Origin of the sequence: Acinetobacter sp. YH12099, from assembly GCF_013419195.1 — a bacterium.
Classification (GTDB): Bacteria; Pseudomonadota; Gammaproteobacteria; order Pseudomonadales; family Moraxellaceae; genus Acinetobacter; species Acinetobacter towneri.
Window position 1 is genome coordinate 25,579 of record NZ_VPAP01000001.1, and the last position, 14,862, is coordinate 40,440.

The window sequence follows — 14,862 nt, forward strand, 5'->3', positions numbered from 1 at the left end:
TGCAGCCTACAATACATGCAGGCAAGGTTAAGCGAAATATTCAGGCTGCTAGCCTAAAATAAAAAAGTGAGCCATAAAGACTCACTTGGTTTTAATACAGATTCAATACTTAACATTATTGTGTCTTAGAATCCCCACACTTACGACACTCTAAATGCGCCCCGATTTCTTCCATTGCGTCATATTCATAAATATGGATACAGAAAATTTGCTTTAACAGTTTGATCATAAATGACATTCCTTTTGATTTTTATACATCACGTTTGTGATCTCATCCTGAGATACAAATGCCATCAAGGCTGATTGACATAAACTACTATTATCATATTTAAAAAAAATAGCAAATCTAATTTAGGAACTTTCCGACAAATGACAAATTCATCTGCATACTTGCTGAAATTGAGTGCATAAATAGCTGTAAATTCATTCGCTTATATTATTTCAATTTTCAGCGCACTTGAAACAAGAAAAACTGCTCAAAAGCTAATTTATTAAAAACCAAAGAATCGCAATAGCCAATAACATCATGCTTTCTGTTATTTCAATACTCGCACCAACGGTATCGCCCGTAATTCCACCTAAACGCTGCATAAATTTATATCGCAAATACAAGGTGCTAAGGATAAAAGTCAGAACGGTCACCAAACCCACCCATCCCCAAAGCACTCCTGCAAGCAAGGTCAATGCGATCACAATTTTTGTGCCTGTTTTAGGCAAATGTGCCTGAATAGCAGTGCCTAAACCATTGGCACGTAAATAAGGCGTGCTTAAAAATAAAACCAAAGCGCTTAATCGTCCCAATACGGGTACAAACAGCAAAAATGCCAAATACTGTTGTTCGAGCAATACATACAACGCAGACCATTTTAATAAACAGCAGATCAGTAAGCTCAATACTCCAATCGGGCCGCTGCTTGGGTCTTTCATGATGTTTAAGCTACGTTCAGGATCACCAAAACCGCCGACCCATGCATCGGCAGTATCAGCCAGTCCATCTAAATGTAAACCACCTGTCAGCCAAATCCAGAGCACTAAAATTAAGCTGCTACTCAGAACCAAAGGCAAGAATTGCAATAAATGCGCCATCCCCCACAGCGCAGCTCCAATTAGTAAGCCAACGAGCGGATAAAACAGCAGTGATTGTGCATTTTGCGCTGCAGTTGGCATCTGTTTTAAAGAAACAGGAAAAGTGCTCAGGAATTGCAAGGCAATCCAAAAAGGTGTCATGTTTGCCCCTGCATGCAAATGTTGCCATTGGGATGTAACTGGAATGAACTCAATTGCCCCAACGCTGCAGACATTTTTAAAATATCGTCTAAAGATTTTTTCTGCGCCAATACTTTGAGCAATTTAATTACCCCGCCATGCGTGACCAATAACACACGTTTAGGTTGTTGCTCGAGTTGTTGTAAATATTGGTTGAGATCGGACAGACCTTGCAAAACGCGCTGCTGAAAATTTAGCAAAGATTCTGCTTGTGGCGGACTAAATTGGGTCGGTGTCATCCAAAATTTAGCTAAATCTTCAGGGTATTGTTCATATAAGGTTTGAGTGGAAATAGCTTCCCATGCACCAAAATGCATTTCCTGAAATTGTGCATCAATATACAGTGGCAATTGCTGTGCTTGCGCAAAGGTCTGAGCAACCTGCAGACAACGCTGTAAAGGTGAACTTGCCACAACATCCCATCGCTGTCCTGTAGCTATTGCCGTGTTTAAAGTCTGCTGCATGTCTTGCCAACCTTTTAAAGTCAAAGCATCATCGGTTGAGCCACGCAAAGTATGACCCAATTCTGTTTCGCCATGTCTCAATAGGTCTAGCATGATCATAAAGATACTTTCTCACCAATAACCGCAGCTTCGGCAAAAGTCGCCATTTGATTATGCAAGGCACAGGCCAGTTGGATAATGCCCAATGCCGCGCCCGCACCGCTGCCCTCACCTAAGCGTAAATTTAGATGCAGCAAGGCTTGTGCACCTAATGCTTCTAATAAGCGACGATGTCCATATTCAGCCGATTGATGCCCAAACAACATCCATTCTCGGACTTGAGGATTTAAACGCACTGCAACTAATGCAGCAGCACTGCTGATAAAACCATCCACCACCATCGGCAAGCCCAACTGCGCACAGCGAATATACGCGCCCACCATTGCAGCGACCTCCAATCCACCAACTGCACATAAGGCTTTAAAAGCATCATCTTGCACATAGTTCTGATGTAGAGCTAAAGCAGCATCAATCACCTGTTTTTTATGTTGCAATTGTGCAGTGTCAATTCCTGTGCCTATGCCAGTCAAGGCTTCAGCAGGTTCTTGTAATAAAAAGCAAGACAAGGCTGATGCCGAACAGGTATTTCCAATACCCATTTCACCTGCGACATAAATCGAGGCCTGCTGTGCGATGGCATCTTCCACACTTTGACGTCCAAGTGCCATCGCATCTGCACACGCTTGTTCAGTCATGGCGCGGGTTTTAGCAAAATTCGCTGTGCCTGCACGAATACAATGCCGCTCTACTCCTGCATATTCATACGCTTCCCCGACCGAGCCGCAATCCACCACTTGTAAATGCGCCTGATATTGTCGGGCGATGACGCTGATACATGCCCCACCTGTGGCAAAATTTTGTAGCATTTGCCGAGTCACGGCTTGGGGATAGGCGGAAATATTTTCTTCCATCACGCCATGATCGCCTGCGAAAATACATATCCACGGACGTTCAATATTCGGCTGCGTTGTTCCTTGCAAAGCCGCCAGTTGAATCGCAATATTTTCCAATGCTGCCAATGAACCTGTTGGTTTGGTCAATTGAAGTTGTCGTGCAATTGCCTGTTGTTTCATCTGTTCATTTGGCTTTTGACACGCTGCAAACCACCAAGTCATTTCTTCTCTCCTTTTAAAAGCATTGGAAAACCTGCGACACAGAACTGCACTTTGTCTGCAATTTGTCCCAATTGCTGATGTAATCGCCCTGTTTCATCGACAAATTTTCGGGTTATTTCGCCCATCGGTACAACGCCCAAACCTGTTTCATTGCTCACTAAAATAATATCGGCTTGCAACTGAGGTAAAACTTCGAGCAATGCTGAAATTTGTTGTTCGGCAAAGCTTTCTGCAGATTGCATCAACAAATTACTCATCCACAAGGTCAGACAATCTACTAAAATCACAGCATTCGGATGATCCAGCATCTTTAACTGCTCCGCCAAATACAAAGGCTCTTCGCACAATTGCCAAGTCTGCGGACGCTGTTGTTGATGATGCTGAATCCGCGCCTGCATTTCTGCATCGCCCGCTTGTGCAGTTGCTACATAAATGACGGATTTGCCAAGTTGCTGCGCGGTTTGCTCAGCCATACGGCTTTTACCCGAACGCGCACCGCCCAAAATAAGTTGAATCACATGTGCTCCAAAGGAAATTGATGCGTGCTAAATAGCTGACCTTGTAAAGTGTGTGCCTGATAATAACCAAAATTTAAATGATGGATATCTAAATCGAAATATTGCACGGGGAGATTTTGAATACGCTGCAAAATCAAATTGGTTGAACACGCTGTTTGATATAAACCCAAAGTAATATGTGGATGATACTGTAAAGCTGCGATTTCAGCCCCGCCTACGCTAAGTGCCTGACGTATACGCGCCAGTTGCTGTGATTGATCTTGCACTTCTACAAATAAAGCACTATCAAAACTATTGATGCCGCCCACTTTCAGTTGAAAAGGCTCTAGTTGCAACTGCTGTAAGGCTTGAACTTGTTGTTGAAATTGTGACTCGAGAAAGTCATCTTCCCAATGCTTTTTTGCTGCATAAAACCCACAAATATATAAGGTGATATGAAACTGGCGAGTGTTTGGGCGAAATAATACATCTGAAAATTGCTGTTTTAATTGTTGTAAATAACATTCTAAAGCTGGATGTTGAACAGTTAAATACCAAAGCGCATAACGCTCACGCCCACGATGCCATTCAGGATAATCATGCTGCTGTGTTGGAGTAACGTACTGATTGGCTTGAATAAACACGGGATAATTCAATGAATTTAAACAGCTTATGGTAAAACATTCACAACTGAATAGACATGAAAATCATGCAATTTGAGGTGAATATTTTTCAGTTTGGTATTTTAACCATCTACATCATTTAAATAATTTTGATTTTAATGAGATGGATAAAATTCAGAAGATGGCTGAAACAGGTCTGCAATGTTATGCTGAAATGAAGATGATATTTTCTAATCTACACAAGACACTACATTACTGTGAAGCTTTACCCCATCAGAATCGGTATAACTGGAGTTTATGATGCAACAAGAATTGATCTGTTATAAACAACTTCCTATTTGGAATCATGACTCAATTCCACAAGGGTTTAAAAAACAACACAATACCCAAGTCGGCACATGGGCGAAGTTGACTATTTTAAAAGGCGAATTGCATTTTTCGATGCTGCATGAATCTGGTGAAGTACAATCTGAGCATATTTTTTCCGTGGAAAATCAACCACCATTTATTGAACCGCAAGCGTGGCATAAAATTGTATCTGCCAGTGATGATATTGAGTGCCAGCTTAGTTTTTATTGTTTGCCTCAAGATTATTTTGTTAAAAAATATAAATTAAGCCCAACACATTCTGAAATTTTAATGGCACTTCCACAGTTAACCGTGGGTAAAGCTTTGGATGTTGGCTGTGGTACAGGCCGAAATGCGCTGTATTTGAGCCAAAACGGTTTTCAGGTGGATGCTTGGGATGTGAACCCAGTGAGTATCCAAAAATTAAATGAAATTATTGCTGCAGAACAGATTTCATCTATTCAAACTGCTGTTCGGGATTTCAATCAGGATGCCACTATTACTGGTGAATATGACTTCATCAACTGTATCGTAGTAATGATGTTTTTGGCGCCTGAAACTATCCCTCCTCTTATTCAGCATATGCAGCAAGCGACCAAACCTCAAGGCTTTAACTTAATTGTTTGCGCGATGAATACTGAAGATTACCCTGTGCAACAGGACTTCCCTTTTAGTTTTAAAGCGGGTGAGTTAAGTGCTTATTATGCTGATTGGGATATTGTGAAATACAATGAAAATGTCGGTGAATTGCACCGTAAAGATGCAGATGGTAATCGAATTAAACAGCGTTTTGCGACATTGTTGGCGAGGAAAAAGTAGAATCACAAAAGAAATTTGAAACAGATGATCTTTTTTAGCTGCTCACAGACTACATTTCAATTGCTTACATAAAGCTTAAAATAAAAAACCACTTACGATTAGTACACGTAAGTGGTTGTTTTATATGGTGGGCCCAGACAGACTTGAACTGTCGACCAACGGATTATGAGTCCGCTGCTCTAACCGACTGAGCTATAGGCCCTATAATTGAATTTGTTATATTTCAACAAGTTCAAGCGCAAAGAATACTAGCGAAGATTTTTTAAAAACACAAGCCATTTTCAGAAATTGCTGTATAGATAGTCAGCAGACGAATTTGATTATTATTGAAATATAAAAACTACACCTTCACTTTCCGAAACATTGCCCGATGCAACTTTAAACGCTTCTCTTTACGCACTTCTAAAAACAACTCAAACATTGACCATACCAAGACCAATAACAACACAGTCAATGCCACAAGAAAAGTCGTCAAATAAGCCACTTTAGTATCCTTCCATGATGCGTGGAATAGTGAAATGATGAATAGAATCATAGCTAATTACGACCAAAGTCTAATGATTTACAAATCATTTGAATAGTGCATTTTTGCTCAATTTAAGACTTAATTTCTCTCAATTCATATATTTTTAATATTAAAAACAAAGTATTTAGAGTTAAAACCAATAAAAGATATAACGCTATATCAACTGCATCACTTGAGATTGCTATATTTCAAACAATTTTCTGTTGACTCTTATATAAAACAAGCAGAAATTATGCATTTCCAGATTCATCAGCTGTTAAATCTATGTTGAAAAAATTTATAGGCGAGTCCGCATTCAAACTTGCAGGATGGCAATATCAGGTAGAACCCAACATCCTCGAAAATAAACAAGTGATCGTCGGTTTTGAACACACCTCAATGATGGATGCAATCCTCTCGCTTGCTCTGTTCCAAATTTATGATATTAAAATTCATACTTTAATCAAAAAAGAGCTTTTTAAAGGGCCACTTAAACCTATTTTAGAAAAAGTCGGCGGTATTCCAGTAGACCGTAAATCTAACAAAGATATTGTGTCGCAAATGGTCGAACTTTTTGATCAAAATGAACATTTCAATTTGGTCATCGCACCCGAAGCAACTCGCGCAAAAACAGGTGAAGCCCGCAAGCCAATTCGTACAGGTTTTTGGCATATTGCCAAAGCAGCCAATGTGCCTATCGTTTTAATGTATGCCAACTCACAAACCAAACAAGGTGGGATTTTTGGCAAAATCTATCCGACAGATTTAGATCACGATATGGCACTTATCCAACAATTATATAAAGAACAAGTGGGCTTAGATATTGTCATTCCTGAGCCAAAAACAACTCAAAGCAACACTTAAAAAACCTAAAACTCTGCCCTTTATCTAAAAAAAGGGCTTATGTTAGAATGGGCGCAATTTTGATAGGCATACTGCCAATCTGTAAGGAGCATAGTTCGCATGGCGGGTCATTCCAAGTGGGCCAACATTAAGCATCGTAAAGCCAAACAAGATGCTAGTCGTGGTAAGTTGTTTACCAAATTTATTCGTGAATTAACAACTGCTGCAAAGCTCGGCGGTCCAGATGCGGCAAGTAACCCTCGTTTACGTGCTGTTGTGGAAAAAGCACTTTCAGTTAACATGACACGTGACGTCATTAACCGTGCCATCCAGCGTGGTGCAGGCGGTGAAGATAACGACGATCTTAAAGAAGTAACCTATGAAGGTTATGGTGTAGGTGGTGTTGCGGTTATTGTAGAAACCATGACAGACAACTTAAACCGCACCGTGCCAGATGTACGTCACTGTTTCTCTAAAACTGACGGTAACTTAGGCACCAATGGTTCTGTAGCATTCCTATTCACCAAACGTGGTGAAATTTCATTTGAAGATTCATCTTTAGAAGATCAAGTGATGGAAGTGGCTTTAGAAGCTGGCGCAGAAGATATTGAAGTGTCTGAAGATGGCATTTTGGTTATTACTACGCCAGAAGCTTTTGGTATAGTTCAAGATGCGCTAACAGCAGCAGGTTTGAAATCTGACAATGCTGAAGTGGTTATGAGTCCATCGACCAAAGCAGAAATTACAGACATCGATCAAGCGAAAAAAATTATGAAAATGATTGATATGCTTGAAGATTTAGATGATGTTCAAAACGTATATACCAACGTTGAATTCTCTGATGAAGTTTTAGCACAATTAGACGCATAATCGGTCTAACTGCAATTCCTAAAAACGCACGTTCTCGTGCGTTTTTTTATAGATCCAGTCAAAATAATTCTAAGATTCTAATAAATTAAACTTTATTTAATAAACCATGACAGTTTAAAACATCATATTCTTTAATCACAAAGCTAGAATGCAAACCTGCCACATGCTCAATTTTACCAATCCGTTTTAATAAAATTTCGCTGTAATTTTCCATATCTCGTGCCACAACCTCTACAATAAAATCTGCAGTCTGTCCTGTCACCAAAAATGCACGTATCACTTCAGGAATGCTTTCCAATTCATCCAAAAATTTGGCAAAAATATCGGTATCGTGTTTGCTCAAAGACACCTGCAACAACACATGCAAACTAAAGCCCAGTTTTTGATAATTAATTTCACGCTTTAAACCTGAAATAATTTTATGATCGATCAGACTTTTAATACGGCGATGCACCGAACTTACCGACAGATTAACCCGCTCGGAAAGTTCATTCAAATTGACATCTTCATTGCTTAAAATTTCTAAAATATGCTTATCGTAGCGATCTAATTCCATTTTCAAGCACTCAATCTAATCTGATAAAATTTAAACTCATGCTGCCATTATACTTAAATTATTTTGCAGACTAAGCATCTTTATCGAAAATTATTTTCCATTATTAAAGCAAAATGTTTATGATTCAACAGATCACCGCTTATCGTTTTGAACAACTTAACAGACAAACGGAACAGCTTTCTAATTTATTGATTTTCAAATTTTTAAATTTAAAAAACTCAACAAAACAACGAATCTACTCATACATTTTCACAATCCCGACCGTCTATCTTTTACAAGTGTATAGAAATGTATTAAAACAGATGCGCTCGACAATAAGCACAATGCAGCACAACAAAACCAATAAAAATACAAGGAGTCGTCATGGCTTTTAAATCTCTAAGCTTGCTGAAAATAAAATTAGCTCTGTATTTACCGTTGAAACTCAGACCAGCTCTTTATTCGATGGACTCTTAAGTGGTGGCTCTTTAAGCAATACCTTTTCTGGTTTGCTTGGCAGCCTGACTAGTTCGACCTCGACCACCCCTACCCTAGATTCTTTATTAAAAAGTTTACTCTCTGGCAGCAGCTTAGATAGTTCTAGCCTAACCAATCTAATCAGCCAATTTTCAAGCTCGAATACCAACTTAGATATCACCAGTTTAATTAGCAAACTGACACAATCCAATGGCGGTAGCTTCGATATTGCTTCCATCACCAATTTACTCAGCGGCATGATTGACAGCAATGCAGGTGATTTAGATATTACGAAACTCACCCAATTAGTGAGTGGGTTAATCGGTGGTAATACGGGTAATCTTGATATTGCTCAAATTGCTCAACTGGTTAGTGGCTTGATTGGTGGCAACATCGGTGGAGGTTTAGGCGGTCTAGATATCGCAGTGATTGCTGAACTTGTAGGCGGTTTAATCCAAGGCAATGGCGATCTTGATATTGCGCAAATTGCTCAACTGGCAAGCGGCTTGATTGGCAGCAATATCGGTGGCGGTTTAGGCGGTATGGATATCGCGGTCATTGCTGAATTAGTAGGCGGTTTAATGCAAGGCAATGGCGATCTTGATATTGCACAAATTGCGCAACTGGCAAGCGGCTTAATTGGCGGTAACATCGGTGGTGATTTAGGTGGTCTAGATATCGCTGCTCTAGAACCAATTCTTGCGTTGCTTAATCCTGAAGGTCAGCTTGCAAGTGACTTTGATCTAGGTGGTTTATTAAATAATCTGACTGGAGATACAACTGGTGGTTTCAGCTTAGATGGCTTGAGTGATGGTTTTGACAACTTAATTTCTGGTTCAGATTTTAACATCAGCGACTTACTGCAAGGTGCGTCATCTACAACCAGTTCAGAGATCAATATTGATAGCTTAGTCCCTGCATTAGGCGATGCATTTGGCAATTTAACTGGTGGCACATCAGACACTCAATTTGATTTAGCTACCCTGCCAAATTTGGTACAGACTTTTGATTTGAATAACTTAAATTCTTTGTTCTAATCCTTGGTTTTAGGTTTTTATACATCAGTATCCAAAAAATACGCGCAGATTGCGCGTATTTTATCTGAGGCGATAACATTTAAATACCGCGCCAATCTACACGTGCATTACGCTCAGTTTGATAAATACGAGAAACATATTGCCCTAAAGGTAAATCCAGCAAATATTTTTTATAATCTTTAAATTCTTCAGAAATCACTTCATCATGTTCTTTTTCCCACGGCGTTCCAGAAATTTCCAAAATAGGTGCAAGCATCGAACACACTGAAATATCGGCTAAACCTAAACGCTCACCCACAAAATAACGCCCGTAATTATCAATCAAATGCTGATTTAAAATGACAATTAATTCATCCATCCGCTGTTTGGATTCTGCAACTTTATCTTGATCGAGCTGATAGCCCTTAGACACCAAGGCTTTAATAATTGGCTTGGAATATTTAGAAAATTGACGCAAATAGCCTTTTTCGCCAATTAAAATTTCCAAAGGTTCTTCACTTTCAGATAATGCATGCGCCAACCCCCATCGACGCACATGCTGCCCCAATTCATCAGCCAAAGTATTTATGGCCAACGCATGTTTATATTGTTCGGCATCACTGCGTAACAAGGCATGTTCGGGGTAAATATCATCTAGATATAAAGCAATTTGAGTCGAATCTGCTATCCAGCGGTCTTGATCACGTAAAATAGGTAATTTATTTTGCCCTGTTTTTAATTGGGCAAAAGCGCGATGCACGCCTGGAATTAAGTTTTGCGCATCATAATCTAACTCTTTATGATCCAATAACCAGCGAGCTTTCTCACAAAAATGAGACAAAGGAAACTGGTATAAGATGCGCATAAAATCTCCATATTTAAAATTTTGATATCCAAAGCAGTATCAATACTGTGCTTGTCATACTTTAGTCATAGCCTCTTATAATTACAATGTACTTTTTATTCAAAATTCAGGCGAAACAGTCAGCAATTCAAAATCAATTCCGAAAAGAAATTCAACGTACAGCATCAAGCACGCTAGATTGGAGAAACATCTGTCCGATGACCTGACTTTATCTGCCCTTTCATGTAAAATCGTGCCTAATTTTTAAATAACACGTTGTGAGTTATTCATGGGTTTTAATTGTGGTATTGTGGGCCTGCCAAACGTTGGTAAATCTACGCTTTTTAATGCTTTAACCAAAGCTGCAATTGCAGCGGAAAACTTCCCGTTCTGTACCATTGAGCCAAATACAGGCATTGTACCTGTGCCAGATTCACGTTTGGACAAATTGGCGGAAATCGTAAATCCGCAACGTGTATTACCAACCACGATGGAATTTGTGGATATTGCAGGTTTGGTTGCAGGTGCATCTAAAGGTGAAGGTTTAGGTAACCAATTCCTTGCCAACATTCGTGAAACCGATGCGATTGCGCATGTAGTTCGTTGCTTTGAAGATGAAAACGTCATTCACGTAAATGGTAAAATTGACCCATTAGATGACATTGCAACCATCAATACCGAACTTGCTTTGGCCGATTTAGAAACGGTAAGTAAAGCCATTACACGCTTAGCAAAATCTGCCAAAGGTGGCGATAAAGAAGCCGTAGCGACCAAAGCCGTTTTAGAAAAAATCCAACCTTTACTGGATGATGGCAAGCCTGCACGTGCAGCCAATTTAGATGACGATGAACGCAAATTGGTTCGTGGTTTTGGTTTATTAACCTTAAAACCAACCATGTATATTGCGAACGTGGCAGAAGATGGCTTTGAAAACAACCCGCACTTAGATGCAGTCAAAAAACTTGCTGCAGAAGAAAATGCGATTGTGGTGCCTTTATGCAACCAAATTGAAGCCGAAATTTCATTACTTGAAGATGAAGACCGTGCAGAATTCCTAGAAGCTCTTGGTATGGAAGAACCAGGGCTGAACGTAGTGATTCGTGCAGGTTATGCGCTGTTAGGTCTGCAAACTTACTTTACTGCAGGCGTACAAGAAGTCCGCGCGTGGACAGTGAAAGTAGGTGCAACTGCACCACAAGCAGCAGGCGTAATTCACACTGACTTTGAAAAAGGCTTTATCCGCGCAGAATGTATTGCTTATGAGGATTTCGTACAATACAACGGCGAAGCAGGTGCAAAAGAAGCAGGTAAATGGCGCTTGGAAGGTAAAACTTATATCGTACAAGACGGTGATGTTTTACACTTCCGTTTTAATGTTTAATTGTTTTTATGTTTAGTTTTAGAACAATGCTTACAGCCGAGCATTGATTCAATAAAAAAACCTCGATGTAAGCATCGAGGTTTTTTTATAGGCGATTCTGCATCACATCAATGCAAAATAATCTCAACTAAGACTGCACCACATTGCCCTTTTGTTTCGGGTCGGTATTACCCAATTCAGGATGCGCCAAAGCATCGGCACATTGTTTTTTATCACGTTCATAATCGGCTTGTTTTTGTGCAAGACTGCTTGAACTGTCAATCGTCGCACGTGCCCAAATTTCCAAACTGGTCAAGGCCTTACGACACAGCGCATATTTCCCTTCCGTTACAGAGTCGGTCATTTTGACATTAATACGCCAGTCGGTACTTAATTTACGGGCAGGTTTGCGGACTTTATCTTCAATTAAGTTACGCTGTTTACGATACACGTACGGCTCAACTTCATTCATTAATTCCCACGCGGCTTGCGCATACACAGTCGCATCATTGGTGAGTTTTGGCGCAGGCTTAATTTCTACTGTTTTTTGCGGGTTGTTGTCATTGCTACACGCTTGCAATAACAGGCTACTGCATAACATTGAAGCAAGCAGGATTACAGGTGTTTTCAATTTCAACATATCGGTTCGCCCATACAAACAATTCGGCATCATGCTAATGAATTCAAGTATAATACACAATCTTCATTTGACCCATCGTTCAACTTTCTCCCACAAGGTGTGTCGTGTCCGTACACAATATTCAAACTGCGCCCGCAGCAAGTTTTTGGCAAGGTGCAAAAGATAGTCAGGCGATTATTTTCACCTATCTGCCTGTTTCTTTTGCTTTTGGTGTTTCTGCAACTCAATTCGGCTTTAGCGCATGGGAAGCCTTATTTTTATCTTGCTCGATGTATGCAGGGGCGAGTCAATTTTTAGTCGTTGCCTTATTGGGCAGTGGAACTTCAATCTGGATGACCGCATTAACGGTAATCGCCTTGGATATTCGACATTTACTTTACGGCCCGGCCTTACAAAACCTGATTCAAGATCGTTTAAACCTAAAAAAAACTGCAATTTGGTCATGGGGTCTGACCGATGAAGTTTTTGCCTCAGGCATGATTAAACTGTCACAGCGCCGTCAGGAATGGTCTGAATCATGGATGCTTGGACTGAGTTTATTTAGTTGGTTGTCTTGGGCATTAGGCTCTTTGTTAGGCGGATTATTTGCCGATCAAGTCACTAAAATGCCACAGTTTTTGCAAGCGGCGCTCGACTTTTTACTGCCCGCTTTATTCCTTAGCTTCTTATTGGCAGCATTTGAAAAGAAACACACCTTTGTCGTGGGAATCACCATTCTAGTATCTGCCGTAGCTTGTTATTTTATTGACTTATCTGCTGCAATTTTTATTGGGATTTCTTCAGGTATTTTGGCGGGATTATTTAAACACTATGTTTTAAAACAACCCGACCCTGAACATACAGGAGCAAAATCATGAGTTTAGAAATTATTTTGGTCGGTATTATGGTCGGTATCGCAAACTTCGCCTCACGTTTTGGGCCATTTTTTGTGATTCAAAAGTTTCAACAAGGCTCACAGCAACGTGGTGCTTTATGGCTTAAAATCGCTTTGGGCAGCATTGGTATAGCCGCAATTAGCTCTATGCTCGTGGTTGCAACCTTGCCACCTTTGCTTGAAACACCCAATAAAAGTTTTGCGATGTTGATTGGCTTTTTAGTGCTGACAGGTTTGTATTTTAAGTTTAAGAAAATCGTACCTGCCACGCTTACCGCAGCCATCACCTATGGTTTAATTTATACTTATGTGCCATTTTCGTTCTAATGTTGCTGAAATTTAGAGGTTGAATCGTCCAAATGATCTATTTCAGGATTCAGCCTTAACTGCTTTAAAGCACTGAATGCAATATAAGTAGATGACAAAATCATGATTTTGTTGCAAACAGGGCTTAACTCATGGAACAGTTCTGCTATGCTAAAAGCCCACTTTAGCAAGGACGATTCACATGAGCGTGACCATTGGTACTCCCCTTCAATCTTCTGCTTTTAAAGTTTTGCTATTGGGTTCAGGGGAACTCGGTAAAGAGGTGGTAATTTCACTGCAACGCTTAGGCGTAGAAGTACATGCCGCCGATCGCTACGACCATGCGCCAGCCATGCAAGTCGCACATTATGCTTATACTTTAAACATGGCAGATGCCACAGAATTAAAACAACTGATTGAAAAAATTCAACCCAATTTAATTGTGCCTGAAATTGAGGCCATTGCGACATCAGTTTTACTTGAAATTGAAGCGCAAAATATTGCAACAGTGATTCCATCTGCCAAAGCGGTAAATTTGACCATGAACCGTGAAGGCATTCGTCGTTTGGCTGCAGAAGAATTAGGTTTGCCGACATCCGCTTATCGCTTTGCCAATTCTCTCGAATCTTTCCGCGCTGCATGTGATGACATTGGTTATCCAAACTTTGTGAAGCCTGTGATGTCATCTTCAGGCAAGGGACAATCGCGTGTCACCTGCTTTGATGAAGTTGATGCAGCTTGGGAATATGCCCAGACTGGCGGGCGCGTCAATCAAGGCACTGTGATTGTTGAATCACAAATTGACTTCGATTTTGAAATTACCTTATTAACCGTACGTGCTAAAAATCCAGAAACTGGTGCGATCGAAACTTCATATTGCGACCCAATTGGTCACCGTCAAGATGCAGGCGACTATGTAGAAAGCTGGCAACCTCAAGCCATGAGTGATGCTGCCTTGACTGAAGCCAAACGAATTGCACACAAAGTGACTACTGCCTTAGGTGGTTGCGGTATTTTTGGTGTAGAGCTGTTTGTGAAAGGCGATAAAGTCTGGTTCAGTGAAGTATCTCCACGTCCACACGACACAGGTTTGGTGACATTGGCTTCACAATTCCAAAGTGAATTTGAATTACATGCCCGCGCGATTTTAGGCTTACCTGTCAATACCACACGCCATAGCGTTGCAGCCAGTGCAGTGATTTATGCAGGTGTCGATGCAACAAATCTTTCATTTTCTGGCCTGAATCTTGCATTAGCACATCCCGATACAGATTTACGTTTATTTGGCAAACCTGAAGGTTTTGAACGTCGTCGTATGGGCGTTGCCACTGCGCGAGCAGAAACCACAGAGCAAGCGCGTGAGCTAGCTCAGCAGACTGCGGACACTGTTCGTGTTCATTTAAACGAAAATCAAAATTAAG

The 14,862-nt window shown here is 40.4% G+C and carries 17 protein-coding genes and 1 tRNA gene; 8 read left to right on the forward strand and 10 right to left on the reverse strand.

Annotation, left to right across the window (positions count from 1 at the left end):
• Positions 1 to 483 precede the first annotated feature (483 nt).
• The 5 genes from FTU39_RS00120 to FTU39_RS00140 are packed head-to-tail and all read right to left on the reverse strand — an operon-like array spanning position 484 to position 4,025.
• Positions 484 to 1,227: an adenosylcobinamide-GDP ribazoletransferase gene (locus tag FTU39_RS00120; protein ID WP_004976907.1), complete on the reverse strand. Its 744-nt coding sequence runs from the start codon at positions 1,225 to 1,227 to the stop codon at positions 484 to 486.
• A complete protein-coding gene (locus tag FTU39_RS00125; protein ID WP_131261637.1) occupies positions 1,224 to 1,829 on the reverse strand; it encodes a histidine phosphatase family protein in 606 nt (201 codons plus the stop codon). Before FTU39_RS00125 ends, FTU39_RS00120 begins: the two co-directional genes overlap by 4 nt.
• Entirely contained in the window at positions 1,826 to 2,884 is a 1,059-nt protein-coding gene (gene cobT / locus FTU39_RS00130) for a nicotinate-nucleotide--dimethylbenzimidazole phosphoribosyltransferase (RefSeq protein WP_004976913.1), read from the reverse strand. Before cobT ends, FTU39_RS00125 begins: the two co-directional genes overlap by 4 nt.
• Positions 2,881 to 3,402, reverse strand: a complete 522-nt coding sequence (gene cobU, locus FTU39_RS00135; RefSeq protein ID WP_096901203.1) for a bifunctional adenosylcobinamide kinase/adenosylcobinamide-phosphate guanylyltransferase — start codon at positions 3,400 to 3,402, stop codon at positions 2,881 to 2,883. Before cobU ends, cobT begins: the two co-directional genes overlap by 4 nt.
• Positions 3,399 to 4,025 carry a 2'-5' RNA ligase family protein gene (locus FTU39_RS00140; protein WP_180051577.1) on the reverse strand — a complete coding sequence of 209 codons (627 nt, stop codon included), beginning with the start codon at positions 4,023 to 4,025 and terminating at the stop codon, positions 3,399 to 3,401. Before FTU39_RS00140 ends, cobU begins: the two co-directional genes overlap by 4 nt.
• A 279-nt stretch (positions 4,026 to 4,304) precedes the next feature.
• Between FTU39_RS00140 and tehB the strand changes: the two genes are divergently transcribed.
• Positions 4,305 to 5,171, forward strand: coding sequence for an SAM-dependent methyltransferase TehB (gene tehB / locus FTU39_RS00145; RefSeq protein WP_004976920.1), 867 nt, complete (start codon positions 4,305 to 4,307; stop codon positions 5,169 to 5,171).
• Positions 5,172 to 5,296: 125 nt separating this feature from the next.
• On the opposite strand, the gene FTU39_RS00150 is transcribed toward tehB, so the two are convergent.
• Positions 5,297 to 5,373: transfer RNA gene (locus FTU39_RS00150), tRNA-Ile, on the reverse strand.
• 138 nt (positions 5,374 to 5,511) lie between these two features.
• Positions 5,512 to 5,655 (reverse strand): hypothetical protein, encoded by a 144-nt coding sequence (locus FTU39_RS00155; protein WP_154320842.1) that lies wholly within the window; start codon positions 5,653 to 5,655, stop codon positions 5,512 to 5,514.
• Between the two features lie 306 nt (positions 5,656 to 5,961).
• On the opposite strand from FTU39_RS00155, the gene FTU39_RS00160 reads away from it, so the two are divergent.
• Together FTU39_RS00160 and FTU39_RS00165 are read left to right on the forward strand one after the other, a co-directional pair.
• Positions 5,962 to 6,540: a 1-acyl-sn-glycerol-3-phosphate acyltransferase gene (locus tag FTU39_RS00160; protein WP_131261328.1), complete on the forward strand. Its 579-nt coding sequence runs from the start codon at positions 5,962 to 5,964 to the stop codon at positions 6,538 to 6,540.
• Between the two features lie 99 nt (positions 6,541 to 6,639).
• Positions 6,640 to 7,389 carry a YebC/PmpR family DNA-binding transcriptional regulator gene (locus tag FTU39_RS00165; RefSeq protein ID WP_070155957.1) on the forward strand — a complete coding sequence of 250 codons (750 nt, stop codon included), beginning with the start codon at positions 6,640 to 6,642 and terminating at the stop codon, positions 7,387 to 7,389.
• A gap of 85 nt (positions 7,390 to 7,474) precedes the next feature.
• Here FTU39_RS00165 and FTU39_RS00170 read toward each other — a convergent pair whose 3' ends face one another.
• Positions 7,475 to 7,945: an Lrp/AsnC family transcriptional regulator gene (locus FTU39_RS00170; protein WP_004971430.1), complete on the reverse strand. Its 471-nt coding sequence runs from the start codon at positions 7,943 to 7,945 to the stop codon at positions 7,475 to 7,477.
• 488 nt (positions 7,946 to 8,433) lie between these two features.
• Here FTU39_RS00170 and FTU39_RS00175 point away from each other — a divergent pair, with 488 nt between their 5' ends.
• Positions 8,434 to 9,438, forward strand: coding sequence for a hypothetical protein (locus FTU39_RS00175; protein ID WP_218944555.1), 1,005 nt, complete (start codon positions 8,434 to 8,436; stop codon positions 9,436 to 9,438).
• Positions 9,439 to 9,517: 79 nt separating this feature from the next.
• Here FTU39_RS00175 and FTU39_RS00180 read toward each other — a convergent pair whose 3' ends face one another.
• Positions 9,518 to 10,282 (reverse strand): glutathione S-transferase family protein, encoded by a 765-nt coding sequence (locus FTU39_RS00180; RefSeq protein ID WP_096902290.1) that lies wholly within the window; start codon positions 10,280 to 10,282, stop codon positions 9,518 to 9,520.
• Between the two features lie 268 nt (positions 10,283 to 10,550).
• Here FTU39_RS00180 and ychF point away from each other — a divergent pair, with 268 nt between their 5' ends.
• A complete protein-coding gene (gene ychF / locus FTU39_RS00185) occupies positions 10,551 to 11,642 on the forward strand; it encodes a redox-regulated ATPase YchF (RefSeq protein ID WP_004971435.1) in 1,092 nt (363 codons plus the stop codon).
• A gap of 127 nt (positions 11,643 to 11,769) precedes the next feature.
• On the opposite strand, the gene FTU39_RS00190 is transcribed toward ychF, so the two are convergent.
• Entirely contained in the window at positions 11,770 to 12,261 is a 492-nt protein-coding gene (locus FTU39_RS00190) for a hypothetical protein (RefSeq protein ID WP_026438320.1), read from the reverse strand.
• Between the two features lie 119 nt (positions 12,262 to 12,380).
• Between FTU39_RS00190 and FTU39_RS00195 the strand changes: the two genes are divergently transcribed.
• The 3 genes from FTU39_RS00195 to purT all read left to right on the forward strand — a co-directional run bounded on the left by FTU39_RS00195 (position 12,381) and on the right by purT (position 14,861).
• The gene (locus FTU39_RS00195; protein WP_171062558.1) at positions 12,381 to 13,118 is read left to right on the forward strand and encodes an AzlC family ABC transporter permease; all 738 of its coding nucleotides are present in this window, start codon (positions 12,381 to 12,383) and stop codon (positions 13,116 to 13,118) included.
• Positions 13,115 to 13,462: an L-valine transporter subunit YgaH gene (ygaH, locus tag FTU39_RS00200; RefSeq protein ID WP_004971441.1), complete on the forward strand. Its 348-nt coding sequence runs from the start codon at positions 13,115 to 13,117 to the stop codon at positions 13,460 to 13,462. The genes FTU39_RS00195 and ygaH overlap by 4 nt, the downstream gene beginning before the upstream one ends.
• A 181-nt stretch (positions 13,463 to 13,643) precedes the next feature.
• The gene (gene purT, locus FTU39_RS00205; RefSeq protein ID WP_179988445.1) at positions 13,644 to 14,861 is read left to right on the forward strand and encodes a formate-dependent phosphoribosylglycinamide formyltransferase; all 1,218 of its coding nucleotides are present in this window, start codon (positions 13,644 to 13,646) and stop codon (positions 14,859 to 14,861) included.
• The last annotated feature ends 1 nt before the right edge of the window (position 14,862 follow it).

Coding starts and splice junctions, on each gene's coding strand:
- FTU39_RS00120 (WP_004976907.1), bottom strand. CDS start 1,227: ATGACACCTTTTTGGATTGCCTTGCAATTCCTGAGCACTTTTCCTGTT.
- FTU39_RS00125 (WP_131261637.1), bottom strand. CDS start 1,829: ATGATCATGCTAGACCTATTGAGACATGGCGAAACAGAATTGGGTCAT.
- cobT (WP_004976913.1), bottom strand. CDS start 2,884: ATGACTTGGTGGTTTGCAGCGTGTCAAAAGCCAAATGAACAGATGAAA.
- tehB (WP_004976920.1), top strand. CDS start 4,305: ATGCAACAAGAATTGATCTGTTATAAACAACTTCCTATTTGGAATCAT.
- FTU39_RS00160 (WP_131261328.1), top strand. CDS start 5,962: ATGTTGAAAAAATTTATAGGCGAGTCCGCATTCAAACTTGCAGGATGG.
- FTU39_RS00165 (WP_070155957.1), top strand. CDS start 6,640: ATGGCGGGTCATTCCAAGTGGGCCAACATTAAGCATCGTAAAGCCAAA.
- FTU39_RS00170 (WP_004971430.1), bottom strand. CDS start 7,945: ATGGAATTAGATCGCTACGATAAGCATATTTTAGAAATTTTAAGCAAT.
- FTU39_RS00180 (WP_096902290.1), bottom strand. CDS start 10,282: ATGCGCATCTTATACCAGTTTCCTTTGTCTCATTTTTGTGAGAAAGCT.
- ychF (WP_004971435.1), top strand. CDS start 10,551: ATGGGTTTTAATTGTGGTATTGTGGGCCTGCCAAACGTTGGTAAATCT.
- FTU39_RS00190 (WP_026438320.1), bottom strand. CDS start 12,261: ATGTTGAAATTGAAAACACCTGTAATCCTGCTTGCTTCAATGTTATGC.
- ygaH (WP_004971441.1), top strand. CDS start 13,115: ATGAGTTTAGAAATTATTTTGGTCGGTATTATGGTCGGTATCGCAAAC.
- purT (WP_179988445.1), top strand. CDS start 13,644: ATGAGCGTGACCATTGGTACTCCCCTTCAATCTTCTGCTTTTAAAGTT.